At 26.7% G+C, this 12,454-nt stretch carries 9 protein-coding genes; 7 read left to right on the top strand and 2 right to left on the bottom strand.

Going from position 1 to position 12,454, the window contains the following annotated elements:
• Window positions 1-80: 80 nt before the first annotated feature.
• Entirely contained in the window at window positions 81-1,043 is a 963-nt protein-coding gene (locus tag BN8917_RS11250) for a tRNA dihydrouridine synthase (protein ID WP_066874454.1), read from the top strand.
• 415 nt (window positions 1,044-1,458) lie between these two features.
• On the top strand, window positions 1,459-3,951 hold the full coding sequence (locus tag BN8917_RS11245) for an FAD-dependent oxidoreductase (RefSeq protein WP_066874452.1): 2,493 nt from the start codon (window positions 1,459-1,461) through the stop codon (window positions 3,949-3,951).
• Window positions 3,952-4,059: 108 nt separating this feature from the next.
• Here the strand turns inward: BN8917_RS11245 and BN8917_RS11240 are convergent, their stop codons facing one another.
• The gene (locus BN8917_RS11240; protein WP_084748625.1) at window positions 4,060-4,614 is read right to left on the bottom strand and encodes a TetR/AcrR family transcriptional regulator; all 555 of its coding nucleotides are present in this window, start codon (window positions 4,612-4,614) and stop codon (window positions 4,060-4,062) included.
• 168 nt (window positions 4,615-4,782) lie between these two features.
• Between BN8917_RS11240 and BN8917_RS11235 the strand changes: the two genes are divergently transcribed.
• Window positions 4,783-5,700, top strand: coding sequence for an alpha/beta hydrolase (locus tag BN8917_RS11235; RefSeq protein ID WP_066874450.1), 918 nt, complete (start codon window positions 4,783-4,785; stop codon window positions 5,698-5,700).
• A gap of 1,127 nt (window positions 5,701-6,827) precedes the next feature.
• Here the strand turns inward: BN8917_RS11235 and BN8917_RS11220 are convergent.
• Window positions 6,828-7,244, bottom strand: coding sequence for a hypothetical protein (locus BN8917_RS11220; protein ID WP_066874444.1), 417 nt, complete (start codon window positions 7,242-7,244; stop codon window positions 6,828-6,830).
• A 217-nt stretch (window positions 7,245-7,461) separates the two neighbouring features.
• Between BN8917_RS11220 and BN8917_RS11215 the strand changes: the two genes are divergently transcribed.
• The 4 genes from BN8917_RS11215 to BN8917_RS11200 all read left to right on the top strand — a co-directional run bounded on the left by BN8917_RS11215 (window position 7,462) and on the right by BN8917_RS11200 (window position 12,434).
• Complete coding sequence (locus BN8917_RS11215; RefSeq protein WP_066874443.1) at window positions 7,462-8,433, top strand: phosphotransferase family protein; 972 nt, start codon at window positions 7,462-7,464, stop codon at window positions 8,431-8,433.
• Between the two features lie 271 nt (window positions 8,434-8,704).
• Window positions 8,705-9,556 (top strand): HAD family hydrolase, encoded by an 852-nt coding sequence (locus BN8917_RS11210; protein ID WP_066874441.1) that lies wholly within the window; start codon window positions 8,705-8,707, stop codon window positions 9,554-9,556.
• 39 nt (window positions 9,557-9,595) lie between these two features.
• The gene (locus BN8917_RS11205) at window positions 9,596-10,621 is read left to right on the top strand and encodes a sugar kinase (RefSeq protein ID WP_066874439.1); all 1,026 of its coding nucleotides are present in this window, start codon (window positions 9,596-9,598) and stop codon (window positions 10,619-10,621) included.
• Between the two features lie 58 nt (window positions 10,622-10,679).
• Complete coding sequence (locus BN8917_RS11200) at window positions 10,680-12,434, top strand: glycoside hydrolase family 3 protein (RefSeq protein ID WP_066874437.1); 1,755 nt, start codon at window positions 10,680-10,682, stop codon at window positions 12,432-12,434.
• The last annotated feature ends 20 nt before the right edge of the window (window positions 12,435-12,454 follow it).

Genomic DNA, 12,454 nt, shown 5'->3' with positions numbered 1-12,454 from the left:
TTTAGAATATTTAATAAAGTAGATAAGAAAAAAGAAGGCTGATATAATATTTTTTAGAATATTTATAAAGGAGTTATCAGATGAAATATTACTTAGCACCAATGGAAGGAATCACAGGATATATATATAGAAATGCTTATGAGAAGTTTTTCAATAATATTGATAAATACTTTACACCTTTTATTGTTCCAAATAACAGTAGAAGTCTTAAGACTAAAGAATTAAGAGATATTTTACCTGAAAATAATGAAGGTTTAAATATAGTACCTCAAATACTTACTAATGATTCAGAAGGATTTATTACTCTTACTAAGAAGTTACAACAATTAGGGTATAATGAGGTTAATTTAAATTTAGGTTGTCCTGCTGGAACTGTTGTTTCAAAGTTTAAAGGCTCAGGATTTTTAGCAAAAAGAGAAGAACTTGATAGGTTTTTAGATGAAATATATAAGATGGATGATATGAAAATTTCTATAAAAACTAGAATAGGAAAGGATAGTCCAGAAGAATTTTATGAATTAATAAAGATTTATAACAAATATCCTTTAGAAGAATTAATTATTCATCCTAGAACTAGACAAGATTTTTATGGGGGTAAACCTAATTTAGATGTGTTTAAAGATGCTTTATCATTAAGTACTAATCCAATATGTTATAATGGTGATATTTTTACAGTAGAGGACCATAATAAGTTAGTAGAAACTTTCCCAGAAGTAGATAAAATAATGATCGGAAGAGGTTTACTAGCTAATCCAGGATTAATGAATGAAATTAAAAATAATGTTTCTTTAGATAAAAAGGTATTAAAAGATTTTCATGATGAGATCTTAAATAATTATATAGAAGTATTTAATGAAGAAAGAAATGCAATGTTTAGAATGAAAGAGTTATGGGGATATATGATTTATATGTTCTCAGATAATAAACAATATGCTAAAAAAATAAAGAAAGCACAAAAGCTAATTGATTATAATGAAGCTGTTTCAAGCTTATTTAAAGAGCAGCAAATTATAGAAGGAGCTGGATTATTCCATAATAAATAGAGTAAAGCTATAGATGGAATAAGCTGTTATTAAATTATTTTATATAAATTATAGTAATTTTAAAAGATACAATTATATAGTGTTTCTAAGAAAAATCCACGATAAATATTGTGGATTTTTTATCTTTTTATATAGTAGTAGTCCAATAAAAAGATTAGTATTTTTAGATTATTTAATAAATAGTTTAGTGAAATATGTGTTTATGAAGAAGTTTCTAAGTAAATAGTACTTTTTTACAAAAATAGGTTGACAAATTACAAACTAAATCATATTATTTGAATATAGAGATTTATTGATAAATATAAAATATCAAAGTTAAAGATGTAATAAATGCTTTATTGAAAGATTAGAAAAACTTATAAATTAAAAAATAAAATTATTTAAATAGAGTAATAGTTAGTAGGAGGAAATTTTAATGAAAAAGGTGATTATTGTTGGAGGAGTTGCAGGAGGTGCTAGTACAGCTGCAAGACTTAGAAGATTAGATGAAAATATAGAAATAATACTTTTTGAAAAAGGTGAATATATATCATTTGCAAATTGTGGACTACCTTATTATATAGGGGAAACTATTAAAGATAGAAGTAAACTTTTAATCCAGACAAAAGAGGAAATGTCTAAAAAGTTTAATATGGATATAAGAAATTTATCAGAGGTTATTTCAATAGATAGAGAGGCTAAAGAAGTAACTGTAAAAGAAATTGAAACTGGAAAGGTATATAAAGAAACTTATGATGTATTAGTTTTATCTCCTGGAGCAAAACCAGTTATGTTCCCGATTAGTGGAATTGAAAATGCTAAGAATCTTTTTACATTAAGAAATATTCCTGATACAGATAAAATAAAAGCTCATGTTGATAATAATGATATTAAAAATGCTGTTGTTATTGGTGGAGGTTTTATTGGTATAGAAATGATTGAGAATCTTGTAGAGAGAGGAATTAATGTGACATTAGTTCAATTAGACAATCAAGTTATGCCACCAATAGATTTTGAAATGGCTACAATAGTTCATGATCATTTAAGAGAGAAAGGTGTTAATTTAATATTTGAAGATACAGTTGAGATGTTTGAAGATGAGGGTAAATTATTAACACTTAAGAGTGGTTTAAAATTAAATTCTGATTTAACTATATTTTCTATTGGTGTTAAACCAGAAAGTAAGATAGCCAAAGATGCTGGACTTGAGTTAAATCAAAGAGGAGCTATAATAGTTGATGAGTATATGAGAACGTCAGATTCTAATATCTATGCACTTGGAGATGCCGTTGAAGTTAGAGATTTTATAAATGGTGGAAAAACTATGATACCACTTGCTTGGCCAGCTAATAGACAAGGAAGACTTGTTGCAGATAATATTTGTGGAAGGGATGCAAGATATAATGGAACAATGGGAAGTAGTGTTGCAAAAGTATTTGATTTAACTGTTGCATCAACTGGAAATAGTGAAAAGTTATTAAAAAGATTAGGAATAGAGTATAAAGCTATTCATATACAGGCTAATTCACATGCTGGATATTACCCTGGTGCATTCCCAGTATATATAAAATTATTATTTAATAGTGAGGGAGATATTTTAGGGGCTCAGGGAGTAGGGCTTGATGGTGTTGAGAAAAGAATAGATGTAATTGCTACTGCAATTAAAGGTGGAATAAAAGCTTATGATTTAGCAGATTTAGAACTTTGTTATGCTCCACCATATTCTTCAGCCAAAGATCCAGTAAATATGGCAGGATATGTTGTATCAAATGTATTAGAGGGAGATGTTAAAGTAAGAGATATATTTGAGGTAGATTCACTTATAGAAAATGGAGAATTTATTCTTGATGTAAGAAATAAAATAGAATTATCAAGTGGAGTAATTAAAAGTTCTTATAATATACCATTAGGAGAACTTAGAGAAAGAATTTCAGAAATTCCTAAAGATAAAGTTATAAATATTCATTGTAAAAGTGGACTTCGTTCATATTTAGCTTATAGAATATTAGTTCAAAATGGATTTGAATGTAGAAATATTGATGGTGGATATGATTTATATAGTTTTATTAAGAGGGAACAAAAAGCTCAAAGAGATGATAGAGAAGATAGAAATGAAAATGGTATATTACAAGAGGTTGCTGTTACTAATAGAGCTAGTGAAACTTCTAGAGAAAAGATTCAAGTAGAAAATAAAGTGAGTAAAGTTATAAGTGTTGATGCTTGTGGATTACAATGTCCAGGCCCTATTAGAAGAGTATATGAAGAAATAGAAAAAATAGAAGATGGAGATATTTTAGAAGTAAAGGCTAGTGATTCAGCTTTTAAAAGAGATATAAAATCTTGGTGTGATTCAACAGGGAATGAACTTTTAGAGAGCTCATTTTCTAAAGAAGAAAAATGTTTTAATGTTAAAATAAAAAAATCTATTACTAAAGAGAAGGAAATTGCTACAGAAGAAAAAGATGGAGCAACATTAGTTGTATTTAGTGGAGAGTTGGATAAAGCAATAGCCTCATTTATAATAGCAACAGGTGCTGCTAGCATGGGGAAAAAGGTTACAATGTTCTTTACATTCTGGGGACTTAATATATTGAAAAAAGGAACAAAAGAAAATATTAAAAAAGAAGGTATGGAAAAAATGTTTGATATGATGCTCCCAAGTCATGCTGGGAAACTTCCACTTTCAAAAATGAATATGGGTGGAATGGGAGCTAAAATGATTAAGGGAATCATGGAAAAGAATAATGTTGATAGCCTTGAAACAATGATTGAAAATGCAATTAAACTTGGGGTTAAACTTGTAGCTTGTTCTATGTCTATGGACTTAATGGGAATAAAAAAGGAAGAGCTTATTGATGGAGTTGAAATAGCAGGGGTTGCAACTTATCTAGGCGATACTGAAAAAAGTGGACTTAATTTATTTATTTAATAGCCTTTGATATTCAGTAAAATATCTTGGAATTAAATAAATGTAGGGATAGAAATTGTTCTATCCCTATATCTATTTAAAGAGTAAATTTTTATTATAGTTTTATATTTAATTTGAAGAGGGAGATATATTATGTAAAAGTAGCTTACCAACTTCTTTTGCTATTTCTTCTGTACTAGAATCTAACTCATCTAATAAGAAGGATTCTATAATGCCTAAAACAGCCATAGCTAAAAATCTTATAAGTATTTCTGAATTTTTTTCAGGACTTATTTTATTTATTTTTTTACTTAATTCATTCATCATAAAATTTAGTAATTGTTTTCTAAATGATACAGTGCTTTGACTTGCAAATAATGCTGAAAAGAAATTTTTATGCTCATCAAAATACTCAAACCAAATTATTGTACCTTCTATAAAACCTTTATCTTTTTTTTGCTCACAAATTTCTTCTAGTTCTTTTAATTGATTTTTAACTATTGTATCTAGTAAATCATATTTATCTAAATAGTGTAGATAAAATGTTTTTCTACTTATATCAGCTTCTTCAGTAATTCTCTTTACTGTTATTTCATCAAAGCCATCTTTAATTAACATTGTTAGAAATGTAGATTGAATTAACTTTTGTGATTTTATAATTCTTCTATCTATTTTATTGTCCATATAAAAACTCCTTTTATTTAATATACATATTTTAAAAAGTGTGTATTAATACACAAAGATGTAGAAGTGGTAATTGAAGTAATACTATTTATATTTTAATATAAATATACACGAGAGTAATAAAACTCTCAAGTGTAAAATTAAAATTAATAAAAGGTGGTAATAAATATGAGGATTAATAAAAAGAATATAAAATTTAAAGCACGTGGATTAAATGTAGCAGCTATTTTAAATATACCTGAAGGTGCTGAAGAAAAGAAAAATGCTGCAATTGTTTGTGTTCACCCAGGAAGTAGCTGCAAGGAACAAACAGCTGGTATTTATGCTGAAAAACTTGCAGAGCTAGGATATGTAACAATTGTATTTGATGCATCATATCAAGGTGAAAGTGAAGGAGAACCAAGATATATTGAAGATCCAGCTGCAAGAGTTGAAGATATTAGATCAGCAGTAGATTATTTAACTACACTTGATTTTGTAGATGAAAATCGTATTGGTGTATTAGGAGTTTGTGCAGGTGGTGGATATGCTGCAAATGCTGCAATGACAGAAAAGAGAATTAAAGCAGTTGGTACAGTTGTTGGTGCTAATATTGGAAGAGTATATCGTGAAAGTGCTGATCCTATTCAAACATTAGAAGCAATTGGAGCTCAACGTACTGCTGAAGCTAGAGGAGCTGAAACTCTAATTACAAATTGGATTCCTAGAAATCAAGAAGAAAGAGAACAAGCTGGTATTAATGATATAGATATTATAGAAGCTGTTGATTATTACACAACTTCAAGAGGACAAAGTCCTAATTCTCCAAATAAATTAAACTTTGTTAGCTTAGGCTCAGTATTAGCTTTTGATGCTTTCAATTTAGCTGAAAGCTTATTAACTCAACCTTTACAAATTATTGTTGGTGATGTACAAGGAGCATTTGGCTCATATAGAGATGGTCATGAACTTTATAATAAGGCAGCTTCAAAGAAAAAAGATTTATTTATTATTGAAGGTGTAAGTCATTATGATTTATATGATAAAGAAGAACCAGTGAAAAAAGCTGTTGAAAAATTAGAAGCTTTCTATAAAGAAAATCTTTAAGATATATTAAAGAATTATATTTTAAAGATATATTAACTTGAAAATAATAGATAAATAAAAACATCTTATATTAATTTAAAAGTATATGATACTGTTTATTAATATAAGATATTTTTTATTTGAAAGAATATATAAAAGTATGTGAAAATGAGTAGAAATTATTTAGATTTAAGAAATCAAAAAATAAATAGTTGTATCATAGATTTTGTATTAAAACAAAAAGAATATATAAGCTAAAACTAATACCTACTAACTTAATATATATATTATAAGTATCTGACATATCATCTTCTGATATATTGTTTATTGAAAAAAAGTGATCAAACAAAAAAACGATATTAGTAAATTTTAAACATATTATACTAATTGCAGAGAACAGAATTAATTCAAAGATTAAACTAATATTAATAGAATCATTTTTAAAATTTAAATAAAGCATAAAAGCTAATAGTAGCAAATAAAGTACTAATATTATTGTTTTATAACTTATCTTTTTTATTTTATCTTTAATAAGTGTAGTAAATCTATTTTTATGTATTAGTGAATTATGAGTATATTTTTTATTTGATTTTTTGCTAATCTTCATATTTACCCCTTATATACCTTTTATTTTATATTAATATTATATATTTTTATCTAATTTATAACAATTAATATTTAGTTTAAAGATATTCTAATATATTTTATAGTTCTTTTAATTTATATTAAAAGAAATTAATTATAGAAAGTAATAAAAGAAGGATAAAAAAATTATCCTTCTTTTATTTTTTGTAGATTATTATAATCTCTTTAGATATTTTCTAAAGAGATTCATTTTATAGTTTCTTAATTTGGACATATCGTGATTATATGCATAAGCACCTATTAATGTAAAGGCAAGTGATATACCCATAAAGAAACATTCTAGGAAAGTAGGAAGTAGGTTGAAAGTAATTGAAAATAGATAAATTCCTAGAAATAATAAACCAATTAAATGATAATTATTTAATTTTCTCATTAAAATCACCTCCATAATAAGTTATTCAATTCTTTTATTTAAATTACCTTTTGATAAAGAGTAATATATGTATATTAGTATGAATAACTATTTTTTTATTAAGAAGTAAATTTAAGATTATGTTAAAATCTTATTTACTTTCTAATTTGTCTATTTTTTTAGAGAGTTTTTCAATTTGCTTTTTTAATTTTTTTATTTCTTCCTCACAATTACAATCATTTGATTCTTTAGAAGAAGTGGAACAATCATTATTATCTTTATTCTTATTTCTAATATCAAAAAAATCACCAGGACCATTTTGAAAATACTGTAGTTGAGAATTATAGGTTAGCATAGATTGACCTAGTAGTAAGAGCCAATTTCCAATTGCAGCTTGAACATTTGAAGGTAAATTTTGAGCTGATATAAGGCCAATTAATGAGCTTAGTGTTATAAATAAACTAGGATCTACATCTTGAAAGCCTCCTGGAATATCATTACATCCAAATCCATTTGTATTATTATTAAAATTTCCACAATAGGAATTAAAAAATTCTTCAAAATTCATATTACACCAATATAAATTGCTATATCTTATATTTATTCTAATAATAAAACTCTATAACCATAACTTAAAGCTCAATTAATAATTTATATAAAGATTTTATATGGACTTTTAATATATAAAGTGGAAAAAATATGATAATATATATATTACTAATTGATATCTAATTTATGCTTGCTATAATTTAAGATATTTATAGTAATAAAGGGGATATTGGTGTATGAATAAGAATTCAAAGATTTATAAAGAGTTAAGTTATAATGAGTTAAATAAGATTATAAAATCAAATTTTGGAGTAGATAAGTTTGAAGCTAGATTAATTTCTGGTGGTTTATTTAATACTACGTATCATATAAAGTTACTAGACTTGAAAAGTGAAATAATACTTAGAGTAGGGCCAAGTAATCAAGAATTACTTTTACCTTTTGAACATAATTTAATGCTTGCTGAAGAAAAGGTATATAGTATTTTGAAAAAAGAAGATATACCTTGTTCAACAATAATTAACTGTGATACAACAAGAGAAATAATTAATCGTAACTATATGATTTTAGAATATATAGTTAGTAAACCATTATCAGAAGTAGATTTATCAAATGAAATAAAATCTGATATTTATAAAAAGCTAGGTAATTATATAGCTAAAATTCATAATATAAATTCAAATAAGTTTGGAAGGGTATATGATGTTTCAAAAGGAAATGGATTTAATTTATGGAGTGAATATTTATATAATGAGATTATGGAGTCTAAACAAAATTATATAGATTATAATATTTTTTCAGAAGATGAAGTGAAATTATTTGGAGATGTTATTTTAAAGTATAAAGAGATATTAGATGCGGTTAAAACAGCACATTTAATACATGCTGATTTATGGGATGGTAATATTCTTATTCAATCAAATGAAGGAAAGCAAGAGATTGCAGCAATTATTGATGCAGATAGATCGGTATTTGGAGATATTGATTTTGAATTTGCAAATCCATGGATAGTGAATGAAGATTTTATTAAGGGTTATGGAGCAGATTTAAAAGATGATACTAATAGTGAAATACGTAGAAAAATTTACAGAATGATATATTCTATTATAGATAGTTATGTATGGAGTATAGAATATAATAATGATAAATGCGGATTAGAAAATAAAGATAATGCTATAAAACTAGCTTTAGAATTAATAGCTAAATAATAAATTGTGTTTATATAATACAGAAAGTTTTAATTGATTTTTAAGAAACTTTCTGTATTTTTTATACTTATTATTATTCTTTTTTTATTAGGTAAATATTAAAATTTATATATTTTATATTAAGAAAAAATTAAAATTGAAAAGGTATTCAAAAATAGTTGAAATATTATAACTAATATGCTAGTATACAAGTATAACGATAATAAAATTTTATATAAATTGAAATAAAAGTATATTTTTTATAAGAAAAAATATAAAAGTAGGTGAAAATATGAGTAATGCTTTAGATAAATTTACTAAAAGTAAGGAATTTCTTATTTGTATAGATTCTGATGGCTGTGCAATGGATACAATGGATATTAAACATATTAAATGTTTTGGACCTTGTATGGTAACAGAGTGGAATTTAGAAGAATGGAAAGATTCTATATTAAGTAAATGGAATGAAGTTAATCTCTATACTTTAACTAGAGGTATAAATAGATTTAAGGGTTTAGCTTTAGCGCTTATTGAAATTAATGATAAATATAAGAAGATTGATGGAGTAGATGAGTTTGTAAGATGGACTAAAGAGACAAAGGAGCTTTCTAATGAATCTTTAGAAAGTGAAATAGAAAAGACTGATAATATTTGTCTTAGAAAAGCTTTATCATGGTCAAAAGCAGTTAATGAATCAATCAATTCTTTAAGTGATGATGAAAAGTGTCCATTTGAAGGAGTAGCTGAAGGAATAAAAGAAGCGAAGAAAGTTGCTGATGTAGCAATAGTATCTTCTGCAAATGAACAAGCTGTTTTAGATGAGTGGAAATTACATGGACTTTTAGATAATGTTGATGTGGTACTAACTCAGAATATTGGATCAAAGGCATATTGTATAAGTAAGCTTATTGAAAAAGGGTATAATAGAGAAAATGTTTTAATGGTTGGAGATGCAGTAGGTGATTATGAATCTGCTAAATCTAATGAAGTTTTATATTATCCTATATTAGTTAAAAAAGAAAAAGAATCATGGGAAAGATTCACTAGTGAAGCATTAAATAAGTTTATTAATAATACATACAAGGAGGAATATCAAAATCAGCTTATAAATGAGTTTGAATTAAATTTATCTAAGGATAAATAAATGTTAGTGTTTATATTTAAATAAGGGGGTGGAGTTAGAGTGAAAAAGTTAGAATTTAAAAATAAAAAAATATTAGGCTTTGGAGAAATAATGTTAAGACTGACTCCTCCTAATAATCAAAAGATACTTCAAGCAAATTCTTTTGATGCAGTTTATTCAGGAGGAGAAGCAAATGTAATAGCTAGCCTTGCTATGTTTGGACATGATACTAAGTTTGTTACAAAACTCCCTAATAATTATTTAGGGCAAAAAGTTATAAATAAATTTAGAGGATATAATGTTGATGTAAACGATATTATATTAGGCGAGGGAAGACTTGGTGTATACTATTCAGAAATAGGCCATGGACTAAGAAGTACAGAAGTTATATATGATAGAAAATATTCAGCTATATCTATGGCTTCAAAGGAAGAGTTTAATCTTGATAAGATGTTAGAAGATGTAGGTATAATTCATTTATCAGGTATAACTCCAGCTCTTAGTAAAGAGTTATATAATTTTATAATTGAACTAGTTAAAATTTGCAAAAATAAAGGTATACTAGTATGCTATGATTCAAATTATAGAGAAAAGTTATGGTCAATAGATGAGGCGGGGAAATTATTTAAAGAAATCTTACCTTATATAGATATAGCCTTTTTAGGCTACTTAGATATGGTTAATATATTAAAGTTTGAGGATAAGAACTTAGAATTTGAAGAAAATTTAGAAGATCTTTATAGAAGATTATTTAAAAAGTATCCAAACTTAAAATATGCAGCATGCACTAAGAGGATAGTAAATTCAATAAATAACAATTCATTAAAAGGTTATTTATTCAATGGTGAAAGAGTTTTAAAGTCTAATGAGTATACTTTTGATATTTTAGATAGAGTTGGTGGAGGAGATGCTTTTACAGCAGGTATACTTCATGGAATCTTAAAAGAAATGAATGAAGAAAGAATTGTTGAATTTGGAATATGTGCAAGTTCATTAAAACATTCAATAATAGGTGATATTAACATTATTGATGAGGATACAGTAAATTCATTAATAGATAGTGGATTATGTAATATAAAAAGATAAATCTGAAAAATTATTAAAATAGTGGACAAGTATAAAAAGTGAAAAGAGGATGATTAGGATGAGAGAAGTAGATTTAAAAGCAAAACCATTTTATTTATCAGACGAAGATATAAAATGGGTAGAAGATACTATAAAGGGAATGACAATTGAAGAAAAGATAGGGCAGTTATTTGTAATAATGGACAAAACTCCAGATGGGGGTAAAACAGCTGTAGAAACTATAAAAAAATATCAACCAGGTGCAGCGAGATATATGGGTGGAAAAGCTGAAGATGTATATGAACAAATAAAACAATATAAAGAAGCATCTAAATTACCATTATTAGTTGCTTGTAACTGTGAATCTGGTGGAGATGGTGCTGCTAAAGGTGGAACATATATAGCAACTCAAGCAGCAGCAGGAGCAGTAATAGATGATAAAGTAGCTTATAATGTTGGATATGTTTCAGGAAAAGAATCAGCTGCAATAGGCTGTAACTGGGCATTTGGACCTGTTTCAGATATATTTTTAAACTGGAGAAATACTGTAATAAATACAAGATCATATGGAAATGATCCAGAAAGAGTATTAGAATATTCAAAAGCATATATCAGAGGACTTGAACAAAGTAAAATGGTAGCTTGTACTAAGCATTTTCCGGGAGATGGAATTGAAGAAAGAGATCAACATTTAGTTATGGGAGTAAATGACCAAACTTGTGAAGAGTGGGATAATACTTTTGGAAAAGTTTATAGTGGATTAATAGAAGATGGTCTTAAGAGTATAATGATTGGTCATATAGCTTTACCTTCATATTCAAGAAAATTTGTTCCAGGAATGACTGATGCAGAAATAAAACCAGCAACATTAGCTCCAGAATTATTACAAAACTTATTAAGAGAGCAATTAGGCTTTAATGGTTTAATATTAACAGATGCATCTCATATGATAGGTTTAACAAGTGCTATGCCAAGAAAAGAGCAAGTTCCAAGAGCTATAGCAGCTGGTTGTGATATGTTCTTATTCTTCCATCATCCAGAAGAAGATTTTAAATATATGATAGATGGGTATAAAAAAGGAATAATTACAGAAGAAAGACTTGAAAGTGCGTTAAAGAGAATTTTAGGATTAAAGGCATCTATGGGCTTACACAAAGATCAAGAAAATGGAGAGCTTATGCCACCTAAAGAAGATTTAAGTATATTAGGCTGTGAAGAACATACTAATTTAGCTGTTGATGCTGCTAAGAGAAGTATAACTTTAGTTAAAGATACTGAAAATAATCTTCCTTTAACACCAGATACTCATAAGAGATTAAAAGTATATTATGTAACTAATCCTCAACCTCTTGATATGGTGTTTGGGAATAATTCTACAAAAACTAGTATTAAAGAAGAACTTGAAGCAGCTGGATTTGAAGTAGACATTCACGAATCATATCATGATTTATCAGCTAAGAATGGACACAATATCAAAGATATAATGAATTCAATGTTTAGTGAAAGTGTAGAACAGCTTACAAGTAATTATGATGCAGTTATGATGTTTGTAGAAATGAAGGGATATTGTCAAGAAAACGTTGTTAGAGTTCAATGGTCAATAGGTCATGGTAGTGAAATACCTTGGTATGTTAAAGAAATTCCAACAATATGTGTATCATTAAGTCAAACTACGAATCTGTTTGATTTACCTATGATGAAGACATTTATAAATGCATATGGATCAAGCAGAACGGTAATAAGAGAGACTATAAAGAAAATAAAAGGTGAAGAAAAGTTTGAAGGAGAATACAATGAAACTGTATTCTGCGGAAGATGGGACGCAAGATTATAATAGTTGATAAATAAAAATTA

Origin of the sequence: Clostridium mediterraneense, assembly GCF_900091705.1 — a bacterium.
In the GTDB taxonomy this organism is placed as follows: Bacteria; Bacillota; Clostridia; order Clostridiales; family Clostridiaceae; genus Sarcina; species Sarcina mediterraneense.
Note: the sequence above shows the minus strand (reverse complement) of the source record. Positions and strands in the feature narration are given on the sequence as shown.